At 69.8% G+C, this 25,930-nt stretch carries 23 protein-coding genes and 1 pseudogene; 16 read left to right on the top strand and 8 right to left on the bottom strand.

From position 1 onward, the window contains the following. The first annotated feature begins 18 nt into the window (after positions 1–18). Positions 19–276 carry a hypothetical protein gene (locus JAO81_RS43680; protein ID WP_307813366.1) on the top strand — a complete coding sequence of 86 codons (258 nt, stop codon included), beginning with the start codon at positions 19–21 and terminating at the stop codon, positions 274–276. Between the two features lie 11 nt (positions 277–287). Next, on the top strand, positions 288–485 hold the full coding sequence (locus tag JAO81_RS43675; RefSeq protein ID WP_307813365.1) for a hypothetical protein: 198 nt from the start codon (positions 288–290) through the stop codon (positions 483–485). 67 nt (positions 486–552) lie between these two features. Here JAO81_RS43675 and JAO81_RS14545 read toward each other — a convergent pair. From JAO81_RS14545 to leuA, 6 genes and pseudogenes are all read right to left on the bottom strand, one after another. After that, positions 553–1,783 (bottom strand): annotated as a pseudogene (locus JAO81_RS14545) (exo-alpha-sialidase). A gap of 109 nt (positions 1,784–1,892) precedes the next feature. Next, positions 1,893–2,561 carry a response regulator transcription factor gene (locus tag JAO81_RS14540; RefSeq protein WP_199548262.1) on the bottom strand — a complete coding sequence of 223 codons (669 nt, stop codon included), beginning with the start codon at positions 2,559–2,561 and terminating at the stop codon, positions 1,893–1,895. Then, positions 2,558–3,775 (bottom strand): histidine kinase, encoded by a 1,218-nt coding sequence (locus JAO81_RS14535; RefSeq protein ID WP_199548261.1) that lies wholly within the window; start codon positions 3,773–3,775, stop codon positions 2,558–2,560. The genes JAO81_RS14540 and JAO81_RS14535 overlap by 4 nt, the downstream gene beginning before the upstream one ends. 25 nt (positions 3,776–3,800) lie before the next feature. Continuing rightward, positions 3,801–5,885, bottom strand: coding sequence for an MMPL family transporter (locus tag JAO81_RS14530; RefSeq protein WP_199548260.1), 2,085 nt, complete (start codon positions 5,883–5,885; stop codon positions 3,801–3,803). 157 nt (positions 5,886–6,042) lie between these two features. Beyond that, positions 6,043–6,804, bottom strand: coding sequence for a TerB family tellurite resistance protein (locus JAO81_RS14525; protein WP_199548259.1), 762 nt, complete (start codon positions 6,802–6,804; stop codon positions 6,043–6,045). Positions 6,805–6,976: 172 nt separating this feature from the next. Then, positions 6,977–8,671, bottom strand: coding sequence for a 2-isopropylmalate synthase (gene leuA, locus JAO81_RS14520; RefSeq protein WP_374194293.1), 1,695 nt, complete (start codon positions 8,669–8,671; stop codon positions 6,977–6,979). A 411-nt stretch (positions 8,672–9,082) separates the two neighbouring features. Here leuA and JAO81_RS14515 point away from each other — a divergent pair, with 411 nt between their 5' ends. From JAO81_RS14515 to JAO81_RS14505, 3 genes are all read left to right on the top strand, one after another. Next, positions 9,083–10,150 carry a M4 family metallopeptidase gene (locus JAO81_RS14515; protein WP_199548257.1) on the top strand — a complete coding sequence of 356 codons (1,068 nt, stop codon included), beginning with the start codon at positions 9,083–9,085 and terminating at the stop codon, positions 10,148–10,150. A 53-nt stretch (positions 10,151–10,203) separates the two neighbouring features. Then, complete coding sequence (locus JAO81_RS14510) at positions 10,204–10,470, top strand: protealysin inhibitor emfourin (RefSeq protein WP_199548256.1); 267 nt, start codon at positions 10,204–10,206, stop codon at positions 10,468–10,470. 250 nt (positions 10,471–10,720) lie between these two features. Further along, entirely contained in the window at positions 10,721–12,985 is a 2,265-nt protein-coding gene (locus JAO81_RS14505) for a peptidoglycan recognition protein (protein WP_199548255.1), read from the top strand. Between the two features lie 27 nt (positions 12,986–13,012). Here the strand turns inward: JAO81_RS14505 and era are convergent, their stop codons facing one another. After that, positions 13,013–13,963, bottom strand: coding sequence for a GTPase Era (gene era / locus JAO81_RS14500; RefSeq protein ID WP_374194291.1), 951 nt, complete (start codon positions 13,961–13,963; stop codon positions 13,013–13,015). A gap of 191 nt (positions 13,964–14,154) precedes the next feature. Here era and JAO81_RS14495 point away from each other — a divergent pair, with 191 nt between their 5' ends. From JAO81_RS14495 to JAO81_RS14480, 4 genes are read left to right on the top strand one after another with little or no spacing between them, the layout of a single operon-like run. Continuing rightward, positions 14,155–15,210 (top strand): PhoH family protein, encoded by a 1,056-nt coding sequence (locus JAO81_RS14495; RefSeq protein ID WP_199548253.1) that lies wholly within the window; start codon positions 14,155–14,157, stop codon positions 15,208–15,210. Positions 15,211–15,238: 28 nt separating this feature from the next. Further along, positions 15,239–15,736 carry an rRNA maturation RNase YbeY gene (gene ybeY / locus JAO81_RS14490; RefSeq protein WP_199548252.1) on the top strand — a complete coding sequence of 166 codons (498 nt, stop codon included), beginning with the start codon at positions 15,239–15,241 and terminating at the stop codon, positions 15,734–15,736. Beyond that, complete coding sequence (locus JAO81_RS14485; RefSeq protein ID WP_199548251.1) at positions 15,733–17,040, top strand: hemolysin family protein; 1,308 nt, start codon at positions 15,733–15,735, stop codon at positions 17,038–17,040. The genes ybeY and JAO81_RS14485 overlap by 4 nt, the downstream gene beginning before the upstream one ends. Beyond that, positions 17,027–17,386 (top strand): MmcQ/YjbR family DNA-binding protein, encoded by a 360-nt coding sequence (locus JAO81_RS14480; RefSeq protein WP_199548250.1) that lies wholly within the window; start codon positions 17,027–17,029, stop codon positions 17,384–17,386. The genes JAO81_RS14485 and JAO81_RS14480 overlap by 14 nt, the downstream gene beginning before the upstream one ends. 6 nt (positions 17,387–17,392) lie before the next feature. Here JAO81_RS14480 and JAO81_RS14475 read toward each other — a convergent pair whose 3' ends face one another. Continuing rightward, positions 17,393–18,910 (bottom strand): MFS transporter, encoded by a 1,518-nt coding sequence (locus tag JAO81_RS14475; protein WP_199548249.1) that lies wholly within the window; start codon positions 18,908–18,910, stop codon positions 17,393–17,395. Between the two features lie 147 nt (positions 18,911–19,057). Between JAO81_RS14475 and JAO81_RS14470 the strand changes: the two genes are divergently transcribed. From JAO81_RS14470 to JAO81_RS14440, 7 genes are all read left to right on the top strand, one after another. Next, positions 19,058–19,915, top strand: a complete 858-nt coding sequence (locus tag JAO81_RS14470) for a helix-turn-helix transcriptional regulator (RefSeq protein WP_199548315.1) — start codon at positions 19,058–19,060, stop codon at positions 19,913–19,915. A gap of 179 nt (positions 19,916–20,094) precedes the next feature. Continuing rightward, positions 20,095–20,847 (top strand): hypothetical protein, encoded by a 753-nt coding sequence (locus tag JAO81_RS14465; RefSeq protein ID WP_199548248.1) that lies wholly within the window; start codon positions 20,095–20,097, stop codon positions 20,845–20,847. A gap of 34 nt (positions 20,848–20,881) precedes the next feature. Next, on the top strand, positions 20,882–21,640 hold the full coding sequence (locus JAO81_RS14460) for a hypothetical protein (RefSeq protein ID WP_199548247.1): 759 nt from the start codon (positions 20,882–20,884) through the stop codon (positions 21,638–21,640). A 254-nt stretch (positions 21,641–21,894) separates the two neighbouring features. Then, positions 21,895–22,248 carry a cytidine deaminase gene (locus JAO81_RS14455; protein ID WP_165336931.1) on the top strand — a complete coding sequence of 118 codons (354 nt, stop codon included), beginning with the start codon at positions 21,895–21,897 and terminating at the stop codon, positions 22,246–22,248. 401 nt (positions 22,249–22,649) lie between these two features. After that, positions 22,650–23,135: a hypothetical protein gene (locus JAO81_RS14450; protein WP_199548246.1), complete on the top strand. Its 486-nt coding sequence runs from the start codon at positions 22,650–22,652 to the stop codon at positions 23,133–23,135. Between the two features lie 206 nt (positions 23,136–23,341). Further along, positions 23,342–24,682: a beta-xylosidase gene (locus JAO81_RS14445; protein ID WP_199548245.1), complete on the top strand. Its 1,341-nt coding sequence runs from the start codon at positions 23,342–23,344 to the stop codon at positions 24,680–24,682. Positions 24,683–24,837: 155 nt separating this feature from the next. After that, positions 24,838–25,815 (top strand): WxL protein peptidoglycan domain-containing protein, encoded by a 978-nt coding sequence (locus JAO81_RS14440; RefSeq protein ID WP_199548244.1) that lies wholly within the window; start codon positions 24,838–24,840, stop codon positions 25,813–25,815. Positions 25,816–25,930 lie beyond the last annotated feature (115 nt).

Raw genomic sequence — 25,930 nt, 5'->3', positions numbered from 1 at the left:
TTGGCCCGAGGAGCACGCGTGACTGTCACCGCCGACCATGCCCCCGCCGCCGCGCCCGCCTCACCCGCCGCACCGGCCCGGACCGGGCGACTGCGCGCGGCCTGGAAGCGCGCGCACACCCCGGTGCCCGGTGTCCCGCGCTGGGCGCTGGTCGCGGCCTACGCCATCCCCTTCGCCGTGCTTCCTTCCGGCGCCTGGCGGATCATGACCGTCATCTTCCACATCGGCGACGAGGCCACGCACGGTGTGGGGCAGCCTTCACCGCAATCGGGCTGATCCTGACCGTCATGTGGACCGCCGCCTTCGCCACCGAGCTGGCCGGGGTCACCCTGCAAGGCGAGCAGCTCCCCAGCGACCACCCCACGAAGGCGCTGCACGGCTGGGAACTCGCCTTCTTCCACCTCACCTACGCCCCCCTCCTGCTGTGGGGACCGCTGCTGGCGGCCGTCTGCATCGCGTACTGGCGCAGGCGCAGCGTCCGGTAGGCGCAGCGCCCGGCAGGGGCAGCGCCCGGCAGATGCTCGGCCGCCGGGCCCCTGCCCACAGCCCGCGCTACGGAGCGATCACGTCCGTCGGGATCCGCCGGAACGTGATCGTCTCGTACGTTCCGGCCACCCCGGTCTCGTACAGCAGCCCCACCGTACGGCGGTCGACCTGCACCAGGTCGGAGTAGGCCGCCTTGTCCTGGGAGAGGGTGAGGACCTTGGTGAACGTGGCGCCCCGGTCCTCGCTCGCCCAGACGGCCATCGACTGCCGCGCGGTCGGCACGGACGGCCCCGAGAACACCAACGGGGCGTTCCTGCCCGCCAGTTGTAGCACACTGGCCTGCACCACGGGCACGTCGTTCAGCGTGGGCTGGACCGCGTACGGCCGGGTCAGCGTCCTCCCGCCGTCGCGCGAGTAGCTGTCGAGACGGTTGCCGGGACTCGTGCCGTTCTGGTCGCGGGAGCTGAAGTAGACGCTTCCGTCGGGGAGTTCGGCGGCGATCGACTCGTTGGAGTTGGTCACGCCGTCGTACGAGTCGTCGACGAAGCCGATCCGCCAGGTCCGCCCGCCGTCGTCGCTGTAGAGCGAGTGCGCGCCGTAGTACTTGGCCTCCGCTCCCGTGTCCGCGGACCCTGCGGGCGGCGCGATGGAGTGGTTGGCCGGGACGACCAGCCGTCCGGCGTGCTTGCCGTGGGTGAGAGCGACGGCATGCCCCGGCCCGGTGGCGTACCAGCGCCAGTCGGCGTGCTTGGTCGTGGCGGTGATGTCGCGGGGCGCGCTGAAGCTGCGGCCGTCGTCGCGGCTGGTCTGCACGAAGACCCGGCGGCTCTGTTCGGCCGTCGCCTCGCCGCGCATGATCTGGGCTTCGGTGACATCGCCGCTGTTGTACGAGGTGAGCAGCACGATCCTGCCGGTGCGCGGGTCGACCCGGGGCGCCGGGTGGCCCCGGGCGCCCCCGCCGCCGGCCGCGCCGCCGGCCGACCCGCCCCAGGTGCAGCCGCCGTCGCGGGACCGCTTGACGACGACGTCGATGTTGCCGGTGTCGCCGGCCCCGCCGACCCGGCCTTCCGCGAAGGCCAGCAGGGTGCCCGCGCGGGTCTCGATCACCGCGGGGGCGGGTCCCCACCCCCGCGGGGATGCGGTACGTGTCGTACCCGCCCTCCCCCGAGGTGTACGGGACGGAACCGGCGCAGGGGCCCGCCGCCGCGGGTGCGCCCGGCAGCAGCAGTGCGGCGAGGGCGGCGGCGGTGAGACCGCCGGCCGCCAGGGATCTCTTGCGCTTCCACGGTGAGAGCATCGTTCTCCTTCGCACAAGACATTGGACGTAGGACGTAGGACGTCTTGCGTGAACGTAGTGGGCCGCAAGGGGGACGGCAATACTTCTGCACGCCCCGGGACGGAAGCCGTCAGGAGCCGGTGTCCCCGGGCGCCACCAGGCCCGACTCGTAGGCACAGATGACCAGTTGGGCCCGGTCGCGGACGCCGAGCTTGCCCATGATGCGGCTGACGTGGGTCTTCGCGGTGAGCGGGCTGAGGCCGAGCGACTCGGCGATCTCGGTGTTGTTGAGGCCGCGGGCGACCAGCGTGAGCACCTCGCGTTCGCGTGCCGAGAGACCCTCGGGTCCGCCGGACCGCGGGGCCTCGGGGGCGCGCAGGACGCGGGCGATCAGCCGGGACGTCGGACCGGGTGACAGGAGCGATTCGCCGGCCGCCACCGTCCGTATGGCATCGAGGAGTTCGGCGGGCTTGGTGTCCTTGACCAGGAAGCCGGACGCGCCCGCGCGCAGCGCCTCGAGCACATGCTCGTCCGTGTCGTACGTGGTGAGGACCAGGACCTTGACGCCCGCGAGGTCCTCGTCCGCGGCGATCAGACGGGTCGCCTCGATGCCGTCGAGATCGGGCATCCGGATGTCCATGACGACCAGGTCGGCGCGTTCGCTGCGGGCCAGTTCGACGGCCTCGCGTCCGGTGCCCGCCTGACCGACGACCTCCATGTCCATGGCCGATTCGACCAGCATCGCGAACGCCGCGCGCACCAGGCGCTGATCGTCCGCGAGCAGCACTCGGATGGTCATCCCTCGCTCCTCTCCCCCGCGGCCGCGAGCCCCAGCGGCAGCACCGCCGTCACCGCGAAACCGCCCGTCTCGCGCGGAGCCGCGTCCAAGGTGCCGCCCACGCTGCGGACCCGTTCCCGCATCCCGACGAGACCGTATCCCGGGGTGCCGGTGCGGGCGGGCGCGGCCCCTTCGGGACCGTCGTCCTCGACGCTCAGGCGCAGCCCCCAGGCGCCTTCGGGCACCACGCGCACCGCGACCTTCACGCCCGGCCCCGCATGCCGTACGGCATTGGTGAGCGCCTCCTGTACGAGGCGGTAGACGGCCGCGCCCACCGCGGCCTGGGCATCCGCCACCTGGACGTCCAAGGTCACATGGGCGCCTGCCGTACGGGCGGAGTCCGCGAGATCGGACAGCCCGTCCAGGCCCGGCAACGGCCCGCGCCCGTCGGGGAGTTCGGCCTCCCGCAGCACTTCGAGCGTGGAGCGCAGTTCGCCGCGGGCCGTGCGGCAGGTCTCGGAGATCTCGTCGAGCGCCTTGGATATCGCCGCGCGGTCGAGGCGGTCCGGGTCGACGGTGAGGACGTGGGAGGCGACGGAGGTCTGCACGCCGATCAACGTGATGGAGTGCGCGAGGAGATCGTGCAGGTCGCGGGCGATCCGCAGCCGTTCTTCGGCGACGCGGCGCGCGGCCTCCTCCTCGCGGGTGCGTTCGGCGCGTTCGGCGCGCTCCACGATGGCGCCGATGTAGTTGCGGTGCACGCGGACCGCCTCTCCCGTGAGTGCGCAGGCCATGATCCAGCCGGAGATCCGCAGCAACTCCACGCCCTGGTGCGGGTTGACGCTGAGAAGCATGATCACGCTGAGGCCGAGCAGCGTGGGCAGCACGGTCAGGGTCCGTCGCCTGGGCCCGGCCACCGCGAGCGAGTAGATGGCGACCATCGTCACCGGGATCAGCGCCGAGTGGGCGTTGTTCAGGCGGTGGTAGGTGCCCTCGAGCACGATGAGCGCGACCAGGACGCCCATCGGGAAGTACCGCCGCCAGGCCAGCGTCAGCGCCGACAGGGCGAACAGTGTCCAGCCGAGCACGTCCGGCGTATGGGCGTTGTCGCCCTGCGCCACGAACGCCAGCGGGATCGACGCCACGCCGACCCCGGCCGCGAGCAGCCAGTCGCGCGGCGTGGGCCGCCTCTCGTCGTTCCGGGACGGCAGCTTGATCCTCAACACATCCCCCATCCTTGCCGATCGGGCCGCGGGTGCCTCACACGGTCGCCGCGGGCTGCTCGGCCCGCTCGGGCGCCACGGTCCGCGCCGGCATCTTCGACAGCGGGCCCGGCCACCACACCTTGCTGCCGAGCACCATGCTCGCCGAGGTCACCAGATAGGTGCGGACGAGGAAGGTGTCGAGCAGCACGCCGACCGAGACCACGAAGCCCATCTCGACGAGCTGGACGAGCGGCATGTTCATCAGAACCCCGAAGGTCGCCGCGAGCACCAGGCCCGCCGACGCGATCACGCCTCCGGTGGTGCGCAGTGCGGTGAGCGCCGCGGCCGGGGTGCCGAGGCCGCCGAGGACCTCTTCGCGCATCCGGTGCATCAGGAAGATGCCGTAGTCGACGCCCAGGGCGACGAGGAACACGAAGGAGATCAGCGGGAGTCCGGGGTCGGAGCCCTCGAAGCCGAAGACCGAATCGAAGACCAGTCCGCCGATACCGAGCGAAGCGCCCCACACCGCGACCACGGCCGCGGTCAGGAGAAGCGGGGCGACCAGCGAGCGCAGGAGCACGATCAGGATGAGCAGGACGGACAGCAGCACGATCGGTACGACGACCATCGTGTCGCGCGAGCTGGTGTCCTGAAGGTCGAGCTGCTGAGCGCTGGGCCCGCCGACCAGGCTGGTGTCGAGCGTGTCCCTGAGCTTCTCGATGGTCGCGGTCTCGGCCGCGGACTGCGGCGGGGCTTCGGCGATCACGGAGATCTCGGTCCAGGTGTCGCCGCTGCGCCCCTGTTCGGCGGCGGACACCCCCTTGGTGTCCCGTGCGGCGCCGAGGACCTGGGCGGCTTCACCGTTCGGCGCGAGGATGGTGATCGGCTGGCTGGAGCGCTCCGGGTACGCGTCGGAGAGCGTTGTCATCGCCCGTACGGCCTCGGGGGTCTTGGTGAAGGAGTCCTCCTGCTTCACGCTCCCGGAGAGGTTGAACGCGCCGAGCGCAAGGGCACCGAGCACCACCGCCGAGGAGACGAGCACGGCGAGCGGACGGCGCTGCACCGAGGCGCCCATGGCCCCGAAGATGCTCCGGCGCTGCTTGGGCTCGGAGCCGAAGGCGGGGATCAGCGGCCAGAACACCCGGCGGCCGAGCAGCACGAGCAGCGCGGGCAGCAGCGTGGTCATCGCGACAAGGGCGCACAGCACGCCGACGGCGGCCGTCGGGCCCATGCCGCTGCTGGAGTTGAGGTCGGCGGCGAGCAGGCACAGCATGCCCGCGGCGACCGTTCCGGAGGAGGCGAGGATCGCGGGGCCGCAGCCGCGCAGGGCGGTGGCCATGGCGTCCAACGGGCGTTCCTGGCGGCGCAGTTCCTCGCGGTAGCGGGCGATCAGGAGCAGTGCGTAGTCCGTCCCCGCACCGAAGACGAGCACCGTCATGATGCCGGTGGACTGCCCGCTGACCGTGATGTCGAAGGCCTGGTGCAGCCCGTACGTCACGGCGAGGGACAGCATGTCGGCGATGCCGGCGACGATCAGCGGGACCAGCCACAGGAGCGGGCTGCGGTAGATGATGATGAGCAGGATCGCGACGACGGCGACGGTCGTGTAGAGCAGCGGTCCGTCGAGCGCGTTGTAGACCTCGGAGGCATCGGTCGCGAGCGCACCGGGTCCGCCGACGTCGACGCTCAACCCGCCGCTGCCTTCGGCGACTTCCCGTACCTCGTTGACGAACGCGTCCCGCAGCTTCTCGTCCGAACCGGGCTCATTGCTCGCCACCGGGTAGAACAGGGTGTCCCCGCCCTTCGCCGGTACGGCCTCGGGGGTGCCCACGAGCTTGTGCTGCCCGGCGATCTCGTCGATCTGCGCCTGAGCGGTGGTCTTGTCCTGCGCGGTCAGCCCGCCGTCACGGTGGTAGACGAGCACCAGCTCGGTGGACTCGCCGCCCGGCAGCTGCTCCTGGATCTTGGCCACCCGGGTGGAGTCGGCACTGGCCGGCAGATAGTCGACGGCCCTGTCCTGCTGCACATCCCCGGTCTTGCCCGCGAACGGCATGGCGAGCGCGAGAATCGCCACCCACAGCCCGAGCATCACCCACGGAATCGCCCGCCTGCGGGTCCTGCCCTGCGTCTTCGCCGTCATGGCGAATCCCTCCCTCGTCCCGTTGTCCGGTCGTCACCAGACTCCCGGCGGGCAGGGCGGCTTTCGTCGGACGTGCGGGCGAGTTGGGGGGTACTCCCCGGGGTGGCCCGGGGGTGGAGTTACTCCCTGGGGAGTAACGGCCGCTGCTCGTACGGGATCACGACGGCGTACGGGCGGCCGCCAGGAGCCGTTCGACGTCCTCGGCCCCCATGGTCAGCGCGGCTCCCACCGTGGCGAGCACCTCGCGCTCGGCGGGGGTGTACGGACCGTCCGCGAGAGCGATCCGCGCGGCCTGCAGCAGGATCGCCTCCCGCCCGGGCGGGGCCAGATGCGGGGCCAACGGGTCGAGCGCCTCGTGGAGTTCGATCGCGAGGGTGACCCCCGAGGGGTCGCAGGGGCCGCCGGGCAGCCGCCCCGTGTCCTCGGCGAGCGCGGCGACCAGCGTGGTCAGCTGGTCCTCCGTGCAGTCGTCGAAGCCCGCGGAGCGCACCGCCCCGACGGCACGCGAGAGCACCGTACGAGAAGAGGTGCCGCCGGCCGCGAGGACCGCGAGGGCGACCGTGTGCACGGCGTCGCGCAGCATCGCGGAGAACCGGTGCGTGGTCGGGTGGTCGAGGACGTCGGTCCCGAAGTGGTCGCGGCACGAGGCGCATTCGACGACCGGGCCCGCGGTGCCGCGCGAAAGCAGCGGCACACCGAGCAGCGTGAAGCGCCTGCGGCCGGTCCTGCGCCGGTAGTTGCGGTCCCCGCCGCAGCCCGGGCAGAAGAACTCTCCGTCGCCGATGGTGTTCCACGCGGTACGGACACCGCAGATGCGTCCCAGTACGCCGGGGTTTCGACCAACTCGTCCACTGGTCCGCACGCCACACCTCCGTAACGCTTCGGCAACGCTGCCGCGTTGGCGTGATGTTAGCCACATCAGTGATTGCCCGTCAGCACCTGTGCCGCCAGATTGGCCAAGACCGTACGTACACACGTACAGAAAAAGGTCGGTGCCCCCTCGGCCCAACTCCGGGGTGGCGGCGGGGGCGGGCGGCGGTCGGGGCTCCGGTCGGCGGATGCCGAAAAGGATCAGCGGGGGCCGGAACGGGTCAGCGCGAGGCGCGGTTGACCGCCGAGACGACCGCCTTCAGCGAGGCGCGCGTGGTGTTGGCGTCGATGCCGATGCCCCACAGGACCTTGTCGCCGATCGCGCACTCGATGTACGAGGCGGCCTGCGCGGAGGCGCCCTCGCTCATCGTGTGCTCCTGGTAGTCCAGCAGGCGTGCGTCGATACCGACGCCCTGCAGCGCGTGGAAGAACGCCGAGATCGGACCGTTGCCCGTGCCGACCAGGGTGGTCTCCACGCCGTCCACCTCGGCCTCGACGGTCAGCGTGTCGATGCCGTCGCGGTCGGTCGTGGACTGGCCGTTGCGCACCTGGATCCGGCCCCAGGCGTTGCGCGGATTGGGCAGGTACTCGTCCTGGAACGTGGCCCAGATGTCGGCAGGCGTGACCTCGCCGCCCTCGGCGTCCGTCTTGGCCTGAATCAGCTTCGAGAACTCGATCTGCATACGGCGCGGCAGATCCAGCTTGTGGTCGTTCTTCAGGACGTACGCGATACCGCCCTTGCCGGACTGCGAGTTGACCCGGATGACCGCCTCGTAGGAGCGGCCCACGTCCTTCGGGTCGATGGGCAGATACGGCACGGCCCACTCGATGTCGTCGACGGTGACGCCCTTGGCCTTGGCGTCGGCCTCCATCGCGTCGAAGCCCTTCTTGATGGCGTCCTGGTGGGAGCCGGAGAAGGACGTGTAGACCAGGTCGCCCACGTACGGGTGGCGCGGGTGGACCTCCATCTGGTTGCAGTACTCCCACGTGCGACGGATCTCGTCGATGTCGGAGAAGTCGATCTCGGGGTCGACGCCCTGCGAGAACAGGTTCATGCCCAGCGTGACCAAGTCGACGTTGCCGGTGCGCTCGCCCTGGCCGAACAGGCAGCCCTCGATACGGTCGGCGCCGGCCATCAGGGCCAGTTCCGCGGCGGCCACCGCGGTGCCGCGGTCGTTGTGCGGGTGCACCGACAGGCAGACGTACTCACGGCGGGTCAGGTTGCGGCCCATCCACTCGAAGCGGTCCGCGTGCGTCGACGGGGTCGAACGCTCCACCGTGGCGGGCAGGTTGAGGATGATCTCGCGGCCCGGACCCGGCTGCCATACGTCGCATACGGCCTCGCAGACCTCCAGGGCGAAGTCCAGCTCGGTGTCGGTGAAGATCTCGGGGCTGTACTGGTAGCCGAAGGTGGTGCGCTCGTCCAGCAGCTTCTCGGCGTACTCCATCACCAGCCGCGTACCGTCCACGGCGATCTGCTTGATGTCTTCCTTGGAGCCGCGGAAGACGACCCGGCGGAAGACCGGCGCGGTCGCGTTGTACAGGTGCAGCGTCGCGCGCTTTGCGCCCTTCAGGGACTCCACGGTCCGCTCGATCAGGTCCTCACGGGCCTGGGTCAGTACGGAGATGGTGACGTCGTCCGGGATGGCACCCGGCTCCTCGATGATCGACCGTACGAAGTCGAAGTCGGTCTGGCCGGAGGCCGGGAAGCCGACCTCGATCTCCTTGTAGCCCATCTTGACCAGCTGGTCGAACATCCGGCGCTTGCGCTCGGGCGACATCGGGTCGATCAGGGCCTGGTTGCCGTCCCGCAGATCCGTGGACAGCCAGCGAGGCGCCTTGGTGATGCGCCGCGAGGGCCAGATGCGGTCGGCGATGTCCACGTCCTCGTACCCGCGGTACTTGTGGACCGGCATGCCCGAGGGCTTCTGGTCGTGCGTGGCGTTGGTGATGGGCGTCTCGTTGCCTGCGACTGCGGCATTTTGAAACGTAGTCATGATGCGTAGGGCTCCTCATTGGTCCGCTCGTGGGCGGCCGACGGGTCGTAGCGCAACACCAAACTCCGCGGGGAGGGGGTCGGCCTACGTCTTACAGGCCCTCGCCGCGGCAGCTAAGGAGAAGCAGCCCGTAACGCATGATGCCGAGCAGCGTAGCCGAGGCGGGCGCCGGGCGCGGGACCGTTTCAGTATGCGGGACCGGCAGTACTTATCGGGCCAGTGGTGACGAATCACTCGTAATGGCCGGTCTTCCCCCGATCTCGCGAATCCCGTTCACCGATCATGGTTGCACCTAGTGACAGGACGGTGACTCAGTGCCACTGTGCCGCCATGACCGCCAACCGCCCAGGCTTCGAGCCTGTCTTCTGCACCATCGTGCCGCCCCACGTCCTCGACAAGCTCGCCAGGTCCGGGGACCCCCAGCTGTCCGCAGCCGCCCGTAAGACCCTCGTCGCGGACGCCGCCCAGCGCACCGCGCGCCGGCTGACCACGGTCGTCGGCGCCCCCTCCGTGGCTCCCGCGGCCGAGCCGGAGAAGCCGCAGCGCACCATCCACGACGCGAAGAGGAAGCAGGACCTGCCGGGCAAGAAGGTCCGCGGCGAGGGCGACAAGCCCGGCAAGGACGCGACGGTCAACCGTGCGTACGCGGGGCTCGGCGCGACCTTCGAGCTGTTCCTGAAGGCCTTCTCGCGCAACTCCATCGACGGCCAGGGCCTCCCCCTCATCGCCACCGTGCACTTCGGCGAGGACTACGGGAACGCCTTCTGGAACGGCGAGCAGATGGTGTTCGGCGACGGGGACGGGGAGATCTTCCTCGACTTCACGATCCCCGTGGACGTCATCGGCCACGAACTGGCCCACGGTGTCACGCAGTACACCGCGAACTTCTCGTACTTCGGGCAGCCGGGCGCGCTCAACGAGTCGATCTCGGACGTCTTCGGTTCGCTCATCAAGCAGTACACGCTCGGCCAGAACGCCGAACAGGCCGACTGGCTGATCGGCGCGGGGCTGCTCGCGCCGCGCGTCACGGGCAAGGCGCTGCGCTCGATGAAGGAGCCGGGTTCGGCGTACGACGACGACGTGCTCGGCAAGGACCCGCAGCCGGCCACGATGGACGGCTATGTGCGCACCGGCCGCGACAACGGCGGCGTGCACATCAACTCCGGTATCCCCAACCACGCGTTCTACCTGGCGGCGGAGGCCCTCGGCGGTAACGCGTGGGAGCGGGCCGGGCAGATCTGGTACGACACGCTGACGGCCGGCGGGCTCGAAGTCGACGCGGACTTCGAGGACTTCGCCAAGGCGACGGTGGCGGCCGCGGCCTCCCGTTACGGGGAGGGCGAGGAGCATCAGGCGGTGGTCAAGGCCTGGTCCCAGGTGGGCGTCGCGTCCTCCTGATCCGAGTCCGGGGCGGGTTCCGCACCGGCCCGCCCCGTACTAGACAGGAAGACATGCGTATCCAAGTCAGGCGTACCGGAGGATTCGGCGGTCTCGATCACCACCGCTCGGTCGATACGAAAGGCCGCCTGGACGCGGCGGACTGGCAGGCGCTCGCCGAGGAGGCGGTCGCGCAGGGCCGGCCCTCGCCCCCGGTCGGGGTGCCGGACGGCTTCACGTACCAGATCACCGTCGACGGACGGACCGTGTACTGCGCGGATCCACGGCTCACCGAGCCGCAGCGGAAGTTGATCTCGCGGGTGCTCAAAGAGGGCGCCTAGGACGGGTGCTCGAAGAAGGCACCCAGGAGGCGATCGAGTCGCCCCACGTGCCCCAATCCCCCCAGCCGTAACGTGACTTAGGTCACTTGAAGCGGTTCGGCAGTGACAGTTCCCTCTCCCACCCCGCTGTCCAAGCGTGGCCGCACCTGTGACGGGTGCGCCTCCAGTGACTTCTTTCTTTGGTCCTCGGACCTTTCAGGGGTGGGAATCCGTGAGTCGACGCATGTCGCATGCATACAGACCGCTCAGCATGAAGCGCCGAGCCTGGCTGACGCTGAGTGCGGTGCTGGTGGGAGGCGGCGGCATCATCACCTACGCCGTCGCGAGCCCCTCCGGCGGAGCGTCGGACACGGGCCGGGCCAAGCGTCCGGTGAAGGTCTACGACCTGACGCTCAAGAGCGCGGAGAACGGCCGGCGTGAGCTGCCGCGTACGGAGACCGAGCAGTTCTCGATGCTCGGTGTCTCCTGGACGGACGCGGAGAAGCGGCTGCAGGGCACGGCCCAGGTGCGCACCCGCGGCATCGGGACCGGCGCGTGGTCCGGGTGGCAGGACCTCGAGGCGAACGTCGACCCGCTGGAGGACCCCGAGGCCCGGGACGAGGCGCGCGGCGCCACCGAGCCGATCTGGGTGGGCCCCTCCGACGGTGTCCAGGTCCAGGTCGTCCACAAGGACGGCTCCACCTCCGCGCTCCCCAAGGGCCTCGAGGTCAGCCTGATCGACCCGGGCGTGGTGACCAAGGCCGAGACGCAGGCCGAGCCCGCGGCGTACGAGCCGGCGGCGTACGCGGCCGAGACGACGCCCGGCGCGACGACGCCCGGCGTGACGCCGAGCGGGAGCACGAGCGCCTCGCCCTCGGACAGCCCGTCGGCATCGGCTTCTGCTGATGCCTCTGCTTCGGCCTCTGCTTCTACCCCTGCTTCGGCTTCGGCTTCGGCTTCTGCTTCTGCTTCGCCGTCCACCAGCCCCTCGCCCACGACGCCCACCGCACCGCCGTCGTCCGTGCCCCAGCCGCCGGTCACCTCGCGTGCCGGCTGGGGCGCCGACGAGAAGCTGAGCCCCGACCCCTCGGAGTACAACGCCGACGTCAAGGCCGTCTTCGTGCACCACACGGACGGCACCAACACCTACTCCTGCACCGACTCGGCGGCCGTCGTCCGGGGCCTCCACGCGTACCACACGCGGACGAACGGCTGGAACGACATCGGCTACAACTTCCTGGTCGACAAGTGCGGCACGGTCTTCGAAGGCCGAAAGGGCGGCATCGACCTGCCGGTGCTCGGCGCGCACACCTACGGCTGGAACCGTGAGTCGACCGGCATCGCGGTCCTCGGCAACTACACGACCACCGGCGCCGCCTCGGCCGCACAGACTTCGGTCGCCCGGATCGCCGCCTGGAAGCTCGGCCAGTACAACGCCGACCCGTCGGGCACCGTCCAGCTCACCGCGGGCGCCACACAGAAGAACTACTTCGGCACCGGTTTCACCGCGGGCAGCACGTACACGTTCAACCGGGTCTCCGCCCACCGCGACGGCTACAACACGCAGTGCCCGGGCAACTCCCTGTACGCCCAGCTGCCGGCCATCCGCACCATGGCGTCCGGACCGGTGCAGGGCCTGAAGGTCACCTCGGTCTCCGGTGCGGTCGTATCCGGTACGACGTCTTACACGAAGGGCGCGATCACCGCGAAGTGGTCGGCCACGACGCCCGGAACGCTCATCAAGCGATTCGAGCTCCTCGTGGACGGCAAGGTCGCCGCCACCGCCTCCGGTACGGCCACCTCGGTCGCCGCCACCCTCGCCCTGGGCAACCACACCGTCGCCGTACGGGCCGTGCACCAGTCCGGCAGGACCGTGACCACCACCGCGCAGAACTTCGTGGCGGAGACGACCGCGCCGACCTTCTCGACCGCTCCGAACCTGGCCCTGGCCACCGGCACCGTCAACACCACCTCGGTCCCGGTGAGCCTGCGCTGGAAGGCCGTCGACAACGCGGCCCTGCAGAGCGTCAAGCAGCTCGTTCCCACCGCCGCCACATTCGGCCCGACCACCACCTCGGTCGCCCGCACGGCCAAGCCCGGCACCGCGACCACCTGGTCGATGGCGGCGTACGACGTCGCGGGCAACTCCCGTACGGCGTCCGCGGCCTTCACGCCGGTCATCCTGCAGGAGACCTCCGCGGTCAAGTCCGGCAGCTGGACGAGCCGATCGTCCACCAGCTACCTGGGCGGCAAGTCGTACTCGAGCGGTTCCAAGGGCGCGAGCCTGACCTGGACGTTCACCGGCCGCTCCGCCTCGTGGGTGGTCAGCCGGGCGTCGACCTCGGGTCAGGCGTACGTCTACGTGGACGGCGTCAAGGTCAGCACCGTCGACCTGAAGTCCTCCACCGTGAAGTACCGCCAGGCGATCTGGACGAAGACCTGGGCCGGCAGCGCCAAGCACACCGTGAAGATCGTCGTGGTCGGCACCAGCGGCCGTCCGACGATCACGACGGACGGTCTCGTCCACCTCAAGTAGGGCACGCTGCCGAACGCATGAGTCCGGCTAGAACCCCAGCTTCCGCAGCTGCTTCGGGTCCCGCTGCCAGTCCTTGGCGACCTTCACATGCAGGTCGAGGAAGACCGGCGTACCGAGCAGCGCCTCGATCTGCTTGCGGGACTTCGTCCCGACGTCCTTCAGCCGCTTGCCCTTCGGGCCGATGATGATGCCCTTCTGGCTGGAGCGCTCGATGTAGACGTTCGCGTGGATGTCGAGCAGCGGCTTGTCCGCCGGACGGTCCTCGCGCGGCAGCATCTCCTCGACGACCACCGCGATCGAGTGCGGCAGCTCGTCCCGTACGCCTTCGAGCGCGGCCTCGCGGATCAGCTCCGCGACCATCACCATCTCCGGCTCGTCCGTGAGGTCGCCCTCCGGGTAGAGCGGCGGGCTCTCGGGCAGCAGCGGCGCGAGGAGGTCGGCGAGCAGGTCGACCTGATCGCCCTTGACCGCGGAGACCGGGATGATCTCGGCCCACTCGAAGCCCAGCTCCTGCGCGAGCCGGTCGATGGCGATCAGCTGCTCGGCGAGCGCCTTGGAGTCGACCAGGTCCGTCTTGGTCACGATCGCGATCTTCGGGGTCTTCTTGATCCCCGCGAGCTCCTTGGCGATGAAACGGTCGCCCGGACCGAGCTTCTCGTTCGCCGGCAGACAGAAACCGATGACGTCGACCTCGGCCCACGTCGTACGCACGACGTCGTTGAGCCGCTCGCCGAGGAGGGTGCGCGGCTTGTGGAGCCCCGGGGTGTCCACCAGGATCAGCTGCGCGTCCTCGCGGTGCACGATGCCGCGCACCGTGTGCCGCGTGGTCTGCGGCCGGTTCGACGTGATGGCGACCTTCTGGCCCACGAGTGCGTTGGTCAGGGTGGACTTGCCCGCGTTGGGCCGGCCCACGAAGCAGGCAAAACCTGCGCGGTGCGGTGCCTGCGACTCGGAGGAAGGTGCGCTCATGCGGCCCATTGTCCCTGATACCTGGAGGGCTGCCTGCCACGGTGCCCCTTAAAACAACGGCCCGGGGCGCCAACCGTCCGCCGGGCGCCGTAAAACCCCTCGGTCCTGTCAGTCCCCCGACGTACCCTTGGAGTGCAAGGTCCGCCGCCTCAGGCGGAGCCCCGTACGAGGAGGACGACCTCAGGCCACAGCGCCGGCCCATGACTCAGACACCGACAGCTCAGCCCTCCGCGCAGGGCCCCGCACGAGCCCGGTTCACCGTGCCTGCCAAGCACCCCATGGTGACGGTGCTCGGCTCCGGAGACTCCCTGCTGCGTGTGATCGAGAAGGCCTTCCCGGCGGCCGACATTCATGTCCGGGGCAATGAGATCAGCGCCGTCGGCGACCGCGAAGAAGTCGCTCTCGTACAGCGCCTGTTCGACGAGATGATGCTGGTGCTCCGCACGGGGCAGCCGATGACGGAGGACGCAGTGGAACGCTCGATCGCCATGCTCAGGGCGAGCGAGAACGGGGAAGGGCCGGAGGAGACCCCGGCCGAAGTGCTCACGCAGAACATCCTGTCCTCGCGGGGCCGCACGATCCGGCCCAAGACGCTCAACCAGAAGCTGTACGTCGATGCCATCGACAAGCACACGATCGTCTTCGGCATCGGCCCCGCCGGTACGGGCAAGACCTATCTCGCCATGGCGAAGGCGGTGCAGGCCCTGCAGTCCAAGCAGGTCAACCGCATCATCCTGACCCGTCCCGCGGTCGAGGCCGGCGAGCGCCTGGGATTCCTGCCGGGCACGCTCTACGAGAAGATCGACCCGTATCTGCGCCCGCTCTACGACGCGCTGCACGACATGCTCGACCCCGACTCGATCCCGCGCCTGATGGCCGCCGGGACGATCGAGGTGGCGCCGCTGGCGTACATGCGTGGCCGCACCCTCAATGACGCCTTCATCATTCTCGACGAGGCCCAGAACACCTCGCCCGAGCAGATGAAGATGTTCCTGACCCGGCTCGGCTTCGAATCGAAGATCGTCATCACCGGTGACGTCACCCAGGTCGACCTGCCGAGCGGCACGAAGAGCGGTCTGCGCCAGGTCCAGGAGATCCTGGAGGGCGTGGACGATGTGCACTTCTCGCGGCTCACGTCGCACGATGTCGTACGGCACAAGCTCGTCGGCCGTATCGTCGACGCCTACGAGAAGTACGACAGCGAGCACGGCACGGAGAACGGCACCCACAAGGGCGGCCGCACCAAGCGGCCGTGACATTTTAAATACGGAGCAACAGCGCACCATGGCGATCGACGTCAACAACGAGTCCGGAACCGAGGTCGACGAGCAGGCGATCCTCGACATCGCCCGCTATGCGCTCGCGCGGATGCGGATCCACCCGCTCTCCGAGCTGTCGGTGATCGTCGTGGACACCGACGCCATGGAGCAGCTGCACATCCAGTGGATGGACCTGCCGGGCCCGACGGATGTCATGTCGTTCCCGATGGACGAGCTGCGGCCGCCCATGAAGGACGACGAGGAGCCGCCGCAGGGTCTGCTCGGCGACATCGTGCTCTGCCCGGAGGTCGCCGAGAAGCAGGGCAAGGACGCCGAGACCGAGCACTCCATGGACGAGGAGCTGCAGCTGCTCACCGTGCACGGGGTGCTGCACCTGCTCGGGTACGACCATGAGGAGCCGGACGAGAAGGCCGAGATGTTCGGCCTGCAGGCCGCGATCGTCGACGGCTGGCGCGAAGAGCGCGGCATGACCGGTCCGTCGCCGGCGCCCACGGTCTCGTGAGTACCGCACTGATCCTCGGCGTCATCGCGCTGGTGATCGTCGCCTGGCTCGCCTCCTGTGCGGAGGCGGGCCTCGCGCGCGTTTCCAGCTTCCGTGCGGCCGAGGCGGTACGCCAGGGCCGCCGGGGCAGCGCCAAGCTGGAGCAGGTCGCTGCCGATCCGACGCGCTATCTGAATGTGGCACTGCTCGTCCGCGTCGCCTGCGAGATGGCCGCCGCCTCGCTCGTCACGTACGCCTGTCTGCGGGAGTTCGACGCGACCTGGCAGGCCCTCGCGGTCGCCATCGGTGTGATGGTGCTCGTCAGCTATGTGGCGGTCGGTGTCTCGCCGCGCACCATCGGACGTCAGCATCCGCTCAATACGGCGACGGCCTCCGCGTACGTTCTGCTGCCGCTGGCCCGGATCATGGGCCCGATCCCCCGCCTCCTGATCCTGATCGGTAACGCGCTGACCCCCGGCAAGGGGTTTCGCCGGGGACCGTTCGCGTCCGAGGCCGAGCTGCGCGCGATGGTGGACCTGGCCGAGCAGGAGTCGCTGATCGAGGACGACGAGCGCCGGATGGTGCACTCGGTCTTCGAGCTCGGCGACACCCTCGTACGCGAAGTGATGGTGCCGCGTACGGACCTGATCGTCATCGAGCGGTACAAGACCATCCGGCAGGCGCTCACGCTCGCGCTCAGGTCCGGGTTCTCGCGGATCCCGGTGACGGGTGAGAGCGAGGACGACGTGGTCGGGATGGTCTATCTCAAGGACCTGGCCCGCAAGACCCATATCAACCGGGACGCCGAGTCCGAGCTGGTCTCCACCGCGATGCGGCCCGCGTCCTTCGTACCGGACACCAAGAACGCCGGTGATCTGCTGCGCGAGATGCAGCAGGACCGCAACCATGTCGCGGTCGTGATCGACGAGTACGGCGGCACGGCCGGCATCGTCACCATCGAGGACATCCTCGAGGAGATCGTCGGCGAGATCACCGACGAGTACGACCGCGAGATCGACCCCGTCGAGGAGCTCGGTGAGGACCGTTTCCGGGTCACCGCGCGGCTCGATGTGGAGGACCTCGGCGAGCTGTACGGGCTCGAGGAGTTCGACGACGACGATGTGGAGACGGTCGGCGGTCTGCTCGCGAAGGCGCTCGGCAGGGTCCCGATCGCGGGTGCCGAGGCCCTGGTCGAGCTGCCCGACGGACGCTCCCTGAAGCTCACCGCGGAATCGGCTGCGGGCCGGCGCAACAAGATCATGACGGTGCTCGTGGAGCCGGTGGCGGTACCGGACCTGGAGGACACCAAGGATGAAACCCGCTGACCTGCGCGCGTTCTGCCTGTCGTTCAACGCGGCGGTGGAGGAGTTCCCCTTCTCGCGCCATCAGGAGCTCTCCACCTTCAAGGTGCTCGGCAAGATCTTCGCGTTCGGCGCGCTCGACGAGCAGCCGCTGACGCTCACGCTCAAGGCCGAGCCCGAGAACGCGGTCCTGCAGCGCGAGCGGCATCCGGCGATCGTGCCCGGCTGGCACGTCAACAAGCGGCACTGGAACACCGTGACCGTGGGAGAGCTCCCGGACGCCGTTGTCCGGGAGCTCATCGAGGATTCGTACGATCTGGTGGTCGCGGGACTGCCGAAGGCGGAGCGGCTGCGGCTCGACCGGGGTTGAACTCCCCTACTGCTGCACGGACTTCTGCGGTACCGGCTTCTGGGTTGCGGACTTCTGCGGTACGGACTTCCGCAGTCCGAGCGCGATCAGCGCGGCGGCCACCAGCACGATCGCCGCGTCGAGGGCGACCACCGTGTGATAGCCGGAGGTCAGATCGTCCGCGGTGGTGGCGAGCACACCGAGCAGCGGGATGCCGATCGTCAGACCGAGCTGCTGGCTGCTGGTGACGAGGCCGGTGGCCAGGCCCTGCTGCTCGTCCGGGACGCCGGAGGTGACGGTGATGCCGTACGAGATGATCGCGCCCATGTGGAAGACGCAGGCAAGGGAGGCCACCAGGGTCGCGAGCACGACCCCGAGGGTGCCGGTGCCGGTCACCAGGAGACCGGCCGTGAACACCGCTTGTCCGGTGAGGCCGACCACCAGGACCTTGCGGGAGCCGACGCGGCCGACGACACGCGGCGTCAGGGTGCCGGAGACGAGGGCGGCCAGGCCCTGGACCCCGAAGACGATGCCCGTCTGGAGGGGCGAGAGGCCGAGGGTCTCCTGCAGGTAGAGGGTCAGGACGAAGACGATCGTCGTCATCATGGAGAACGTGATCAGGCCGCCGATATTGCCCCAGGCGACGCTCGGGCGGCGCAGCATCGGCAGCGAGACGAGCGGCTGGGCGGTGCGGGACTCGATCCGGACGAACGCGGCGAGCAGCAACAGACCGGCGGTCAGCGTGAGTTGGACGTCAAGGGTGCCGAAGCCGTGCTCGGCGGCCGTGGTCAGGGCGTAGATCAGGGCGAGCAGTCCGCCGGTGACGGTGATCGCGCCGGGTACGTCGAGCCGCGGACGCTCGGGGTTGCGGGACTCCGTGAGCAGCGCGGGGGCGAGGGGCAGCACGATCACGGCGAACAGGGCGAGCAGTCCCATCGTCGAGCGCCAGCCGAGGGTGTCGGTGAGGATGCCGCCGAGCACCATGCCGACCGTGAAGCCGAGGGACATCAGGGTGCCGGACAGGCCGAGCGCCCTGTCGCGCTGCGGGCCTTCGCGGAAGGTGGTGGTCAGGAGCGCCATGCCGGTGGGCACGATCGCGGCCGCGCCGATGCCCTGCAGCGCACGCGCGGCGAGGAACGACGGGGCGTCCCAGGCGAAGGTCGCGAGCACCGAGGCGGCGCCGAACAGGGCGAGTCCGGACAGGAAGAGCCGGCGCCTGCCGTACAGGTCACCGAGCCGCCCGGACAGGAGCAGGAATCCGCCGGACGGCAGCGCGAAGGCGGTCACGGCCCACTGCAGCGCGGCGTCGCTCATGTTGAGGTCAGCGCCGAGGACGGGCAGTGCCACGTTCAGTACGGAGAAGTCGAGCGCGACCATGAACTGGGCGGCGCAGAGCACGAAGAGGACGAGCTTGTCGCGGGCGGAGAGGCGGGCGGCGGGCTGGACAGAGGTGGGGGCGGGGGCGGGGGCGTTTTCGGCGATACGTACGGAACTATCCGTATCCGCTGAGGGATTGGCCGAGGGGGCGGAGGTGTCGAGTGCCATGACCAAGAGCCTCGGGCCATCGGAATATCCGTGGAGAGTGGGAACTTATCCTGGTGGCCGCACCACCAGCCATGCCGCCAGTTCGCGCGAGCAGTGCGCACGACCAGTGAAGCTCCGGGGGGAGAGCGAGTGACCGAGACCGCCGCCATGAAGAACCACCGCCTGTCGGAGCTGCGCGACTCCGTGGTGAGCGGGGGGGCGGGCGTGACGCCGGCGGGGGGGGGGCTGCCCGCGGCCGCCCCCCGGCGCACCCCCGGGCTGCGGCGCGAGGAGGTGGCGGTGCTCGCGGGGGTCGGGGCGTCCTGGTACCAGTGGCTGGAGCAGGGCCGCGACATCTCCGTATCGCCGCAGGTACTCGACTCGGTGGCCCGGGTGCTGCGGATGTCCAGCGCGGAGCGGCGGCATCTGTACGTGCTGTCGGGGCTCAATCCGCCGGCGCTCCAGGTCGAGGGGTGCGACGACACGATGTGCGACGGTCTGAAGCGGCTCATCGACGCGTGGATGCCGTATCCGGCGCACATCATGGACCAGTACTGGAACTGCGTCACGTACAACGACGCGGCCGCCATGATCCTCGGGATGCGGCCCGAGACCCGGCAGAACTGCCTGATCGACTTCTTCACCGACGCTCTCTACCGCTCGCGGGCCACGCACTGGGAGGCCAACGCGGAGATCCTGGTGGCCCAGTTCCGCTCCGCCTGTTCCGAGTCGCCCGACGACGAGGGCTTCCGGGCCCTGGTCGAGGAGGCCAAGGAGGCGAGCGCCGAGTTCGCGGCGCTGTGGGAGCGCCGGGACATCTCCCCCGGCGGCGTGATGAACAAACAGCTCGACCACCCCATGGTCGGCGCCCTCCACTTCGAGGCGACCCAACTGCGCGTACCGGCCCGCCCGGACCTGGTGATCGTGCTGCACACACCGCTGCAGGTCGCGGACACGGTACGCAAGGTGGAGTGGCTGGCGACGCCGGAGGGGCGGCGTGGCTCGATGTATCCGATCGCCGGCTGAGGCCCTGTGGAGGGATGAGGCGGGGTCGGGACTTTGGTCCCGGTTCAACGGGCCGATCGGCGCGCCGGGCGCCTTTACCTGACGCTTAGGTTGGTGGCATACCAAAGGTCGACAAACGGTGGGCCGACGGTTGATCACCCCCTTCAGGAGACCTTGTGCGTACCCGTAACTCCCGTGCCGTGACTGGCGTGTTGGCGGCCGTATCGCTGCTGGCCGTGGCGGGGTGCGGGGGCTCGGCGGACGCGGAGGAGCAGCCGAAGGCTTCCAAGTCGCCGTCGGCTTCTCCGTCCACGGAGCCGGTGGCCACGCCGCTGACGCAGCAGCAGGTCGAGGAGGCGTTGATCGAGGTCGCGGATCTTCCCAAGGGCTGGAAGGTCGACGCGTCCGGAAGCGAAGAGGACGACGAGTCCACCGAGGACGAATTCGACGCCGGCAAGGCCGACAAGCCTCAGTGCCAGCCCCTGCTCGACGGCTCCATGACCGGGGGATCGAGTGAGAAGCCCAAGGCCTTGGCCGCCGCCTACTTCACCAAGAGCTCCGACGCCGGCCCGTACTTGATGGTCACGGTCGAGGCGTACACGGAGAAGCAGGCCAAGGCGTTCATGAAGCCATCCGACGTGCTGACCGGCTGCGAGTCGTTCGGCGCCGAACAGGACGGCGCGCGCGTCGACTTCACCACGAGCGAGCTGTCCGTACGCCAGGTCGGCGACGAGACCGTGGGTTACCGGAGCACCACCCAGATCGGTGACGAGGAGTTCTACCTCGCGATGCAGTCGGACACCGTCGCGGCACGCGTCGGCGGCACGCTCATCACGGTCTCGCAGATGTCGATGTCCAACGCCGACCAGAACGCTCTGGACCAGGCGCTGGAGAAGCTGGTCGAGAAGACCCGCAAGGTCGCGTTGAAGGGTGCCCAGGGCACCGGCGTCTGACCCCTCCCCCTCACTTTCCCTCAGGAGAACCCTCGTGCGTACCAACCTGCGCCGCGCAGCCATCGCTGCCCTCGCATCGTCCTCGCTGCTCTTCGCGGCCGCCTGCGGAGGCTCCGCCGAAGCGGAGGACAAGCCCGCTGCGAAGAAGTCGGAATCGGCGAAGCCGACAACTCCCGCGAAGCCGCTCACCAAGGCACAGGTCGACGCGGCGCTGCTTGAGCTGAAGGACATGCCGGCGGGCTGGAGCGCGGACCGCGCGGTGGTCGACAAGTCCGTCGGCATCAACGACTTCTTCGTCGGCAACGCGGACAAGGAGCAGTGCCAGCCGCTCCTCGACCAGGTGATCGGCAAGGAGGACGGACCCAAGCCCCAGGCGTACGGGATCTCGGCCTTCGCCAAGGACGCTGACAAGGGCCCGTACGTGGCCGCCGCAATCACGGCGTACTCGATCGAGGACGCGAAGGACCTCATGGCCGGAAAGCCCTCGGCCAAGGGCTGCGAATCGTTCAAGGGTGAGGTCGTCTCGAGTGACGGGGACGAACGGGCCACCTTCCGCTTCAAGGAACTGCCCGCGCCCACCGCCGGTGACGCCGCCCGCTCGCAGCGCCTGACCGTGAAGTGGGACTCCGACGAATGGCAGCCGGTGCAGTACGACCTCGCCGTCGCCCGGGTCGAAGGCGCGATCGTGATCGCCCGGGCGACCACACCGTTCGACGCCGACGACGCAGCCTTCCAGGCCGCCTTCAAGAAGGCGGTCGAGAAGGTCGAGGCCGCCACCGAGGCGGCCAAGTAACACCTGCCCCCACAGCAGGGGGACACGGGAGGGGAAGCGGGGGAACCCCGGGGGTTCAGGGAGGGATCTGGAGGGGAGAGCACCCCGGGGGGGGGGGGGGGGGGGGGGGGGGGGGCGCCCGCGGGGGGGGGCCGGGGGGGGGCCCCCCCCCCCGCGGGTGCCCCTGCGCGCGGGCGGCCGTACCGCGGCACACGGAGACGACGCCGCACGAGCCCCGCCCGGCGCGCCCCCGGCCCCCTTCGTATGCTCGACGCATGACCGAAAGCACCCCCCTCGACCCCGAGGACCGCAAGATCGTCACGCTGGCGCGCAGCGCCCGTGCCCGCAACGAGGTGCCCGAGGGTGCCGCCGTACGCGACGAGACCGGGCGCACCTACGTGGCCGGCACCGTGGCGCTCGACTCGCTCAAGCTGAGTGCGCTGCGTACGGCCGTCGCGATGGCCGTCGCGAGCGGTGCGCAGTCACTCGAGGCGGCCGCTGTCGTCAGCTCCGTGGAAGCGCTTGCGGCAGAGGACCTCGCGGCCGTACGCGATCTCGGCGGAGCCGGGACTCCGGTTCTGCTCGCGGGGCCCGACGGAACCGTGCGCTCCACCACACCCGCTGGCTGAATCCCACCCTCAACTCCCGCCCTGAGCAGGGATGTTGACTGACGAGTCAGTAACCGGAATCGGCGCGGAAGTAGAAGAATCAAGGAAACTCCCCTTGCCTTCTCGCGCCGATTCGGTCTCAATGGGCAGCGCTTACTTATCCGACGGACCGTCAGATCTACTGGGACGGCTGGGTACGGGGAGTAGAGCCGCTCCCCCGTACCGCCCTCGGCCTTCCCGCGTTCCGTGTGGCACCCGCACCCAGTCACGGACGGTCTTCGCGCACCCTTTCACGCACCCCTGCAGCGCCGTGCCCGCACATGGGCGTGCCCGCACACCGGGCGAACGGTGGGACTCCACCGCGTGGATCACGTGCGTCCTCATGCGGCATACGGCAACTCCCTTACATGGAGGGGAACCGAATGAGAGGCACCAGGATCGGGATAGGCACGATGGCGGCGGGCGCGCTCGCCGCGGGAGCGCTGGCCTTCGCGCCGGCCGCGATGGCGGTGGCACCGGCGCAGGCCACCGCCACGTATGACTGCGGATCGTGGGGCGGCGGCACCGCCCAGCTCAACGCCACGCAGTCCGGCAGCAGCATCACCATCCAGGTGAAGACCGCGGTCACCACGCCCCTCGCGATCGGCGCGGGCGATGTGACCACCAGTCTGAACCTGACCCACAACGGCTCGGGCACGGCTGTCTTCGGCGGAAGCAGCAACCCGGCCATCCCCGCCGGCGGCGCCTTCGACAGCGGCCCGCTGACCAGTGCGACCAGCTTCGCCACCGGCGACACGCTGGACTCGTTCATCGGCGCGACCCCGTCCCTGACGCTCACGGTCTTCGGCGTCACGGTCGAGTGCTTCGCGGGTGGCAACCAGGCCCCCGGCCCGTTCGTGGCCGACTGATCAGCGCATACGCAAGTGAGGACCGGTGCCGTTCACGGGCGGCATCGGTTCTTGCGCGCCCCGGGTGATGCGGGATCTTGACAGAACCTGATGGGTCATCAGTCGAAGTCTTCGCATTCCATTGACTTCTCACACAACCCGCACATCATTACTCCCTTGTCGGCGCAGACGAGCCGCTGCGCCGACGCACTCGAGGAGGGGGCGATATGCCTTCAGGGAAACAGAGTTCCGGCGGTCGAAGACGCCGCTGGGTGGCCGCATTAGGGGCGGCCGCGCTGGGGATCGTAGGAGGCGGGGCTTTCGCTTGCCCTGCCGCCGCGGTTCCCGCCAACGTCGAATTCATCACGATATGCACACCGCCGCCGATCGCGGGCATCCCGAATATCGAGGGCCCGACCACCGCGAAGATCTCGGTCGACAATGCGGCGCCCAAGGTGGGCGACACGGTCAACGTGACCTATGAGGTGGTCAAGCCGGCCGCCGGCAACCCGGTCGACATCGATCTGCCGGCCAACATCATGAAGCCGTCCGGCAAGGTGGTGCTCGGCGGAGCGCAGACCGGTGAGATCGCGGTCGAGGGACCGCGCGAGAACGCACCGGTGGGAGGCCTCGAACCGTTCCCGGGCTTCAAGATGACGGGTTCGTTCACCGTCACCAAGGCCGGTGACATCACGCTCTCCCCCGGCAACTACAACATCAACACGAACTACATCATGTCGCTCGACACCCCCTGCGTCGTGAAGACGCCGCCCGCCCCGGTCTCCGAGACCGTCACGGCGACCGGGGGCGAGGACCCGGGCAATCCGCGCACGCTCGCCCTGAGCGCGGCCACCGGCGAGCCCAACGCGTTCGTGACCGGCACCCTCACCGGCTTCACCCCCGGCGCGCCCGTCACGCTCGCGGGCTGGAACGGGACGTCGGTCACCGCCGACAAGCTCACCACCACTGCGACGGCGGCCGGCACCCAGACCATGCGGGTGCGGATCAAGGACCCGGCCACGGTCGGCGTCGTGGCCTTCGAGGGTGACACCTGGGACCCGGCGAAGGGCGCGGGCCCCCAGCCGTACACGCTCACCACGGGCGGCGGCGGCACGACCCTGGACCAGAACCTCAAGTCCTCGGTGAAGGCCGGGCAGTTGACCATGACGCAGGCGGGCAGCACCGTCCAGATGTCGGGTGTCGACTTCGGCCAGGGCGGCGCGTCCACCGGCGCGCTGCAGCAGGTGACGGTCAAGGACTTCCGCGGTGGCCCCGCAGGCTGGTCCCTGACCGGCAAGGTCACCAAGTTCACCGGCCCTGGCGGTGCGTACATCGACGCGGACAAGCTGAGCTGGACGCCGAAGTGTGCCACCAAGGCGGGCAGCCCGAGCGTGTGCGCGGCGGGCTCCGCGGGTCCGGTCGGCGGTCAGGGCGCGACGCTCGCGCAGACGCCCAATGCCGCACTGACCGGCGGTGAGTTCACGGTCGACGCCGGACTGTCCCTGAACGTACCGGAGTTCACGGCACCTGGTGAGTACTCAGCTGTCCTCACGCTCACCCTGACCTGACGGTCCCCCTCAGAGCCTGCGAACAATCCCCCGCCTGCGCGGCGACGCCTGGCACGCAGGCTCTCCCGTCGGGCATCCGCACCCATCTCGAAACCGGCGGGCCGGCCCCCTCACGGGCCGGTCCGCCACCCAACGTTCACCGGGGGTCACGCTCCATGTCCGCACCGAGAACCTTCCATCCGTACGCGGCACTTGTCGCCGCGTGCTCGCTCCTGGCCGCACTGCTGCTCACCGTCGGCGTACCCGCGCCGGCGCATGCCGCCGACAACGGCCGCTGGTCCGTCTATCCCACGTCCGCACAGCCCGGTGGGCGGCCCTACTTCTATCTCACGGCAGACCCCGGTACGACGCTGAACGACAAGGTCACCGTCACCAACAAGGCCTCGGAACCGCTGACGTTCAAGCTGTACGCGGCCGACGCCTACAACACCGCGCGCGACGGCGGGTTCGCGGTGCGCTCGCCCGGCGAGAAGCAGCGAGGGGTCGGCGCCTGGGCCAAGCCGGAGAAGTCCCGGGTGACGGTGCCGCCGGGCAGCTCGCTCGACATCCCGGTCACGATCAAGGTGCCGGAGGGCGCCGAGCCCGGTGACCACCCCGGGGCCCTGGTCGCCCTGGACGAGAAGATCGATCCGGCCGAGGGCTCCGTCGAGGTCGGGGTGCAGCGGGCGGTCGGGGCGCGGATCTATCTGCGGGTGGGCGGGCCGACGGTGCCGGCGCTGTCCGTCGAGAACGTGACGATGCGGCATGACCGGCCGCTCGTGCCGGGCTTCGGCAAGAGCACCGCGACGATCACGTACACGCTGCACAACCGCGGCAATGTGACCCTGAACCCGAAGGTCGAGCTCAGCGCGAACGGCCTGTTCGGCCGCGAGCTCCTCGACCGCGACCTGAAGAAGGTCCCCTCGGAGCTGCTGCCCCGCCAGAAGGTCGAGCTGACCGAACGCTGGAGCGGTGCGCCTCAACTGGACTGGGGCGATGTGCAGTTGACGGCCACCAGCGAGGAGATCAGGACGACGGGCTCGACCTCGTTCTTCGCGTTGCCGTGGCTCGTGGCGGCGGTGCTCTTCGGGGTGCTGCTCGGTGGGGGCGGGACCTGGTTCGCGAAGCGACGGAAGGCACGGCGGGAGCCCTGACCCACGCGGGGCGCGGACCTGGACCCCGCGGGCCCGGCCCGATCCACAGGACAGGCCCTAGCGCTGTCCGAACCCGATCGTCGGCACGGCCCGCCGCAACGGCCAGGGCCGTGCC

The sequence above is a fragment of the Streptomyces sp. N35 genome (genome assembly GCF_016464295.1).
Taxonomy (GTDB): domain Bacteria; phylum Actinomycetota; class Actinomycetes; order Streptomycetales; family Streptomycetaceae; genus Streptomyces.
This window is presented reverse-complemented; position numbering and strand designations above follow the sequence as displayed.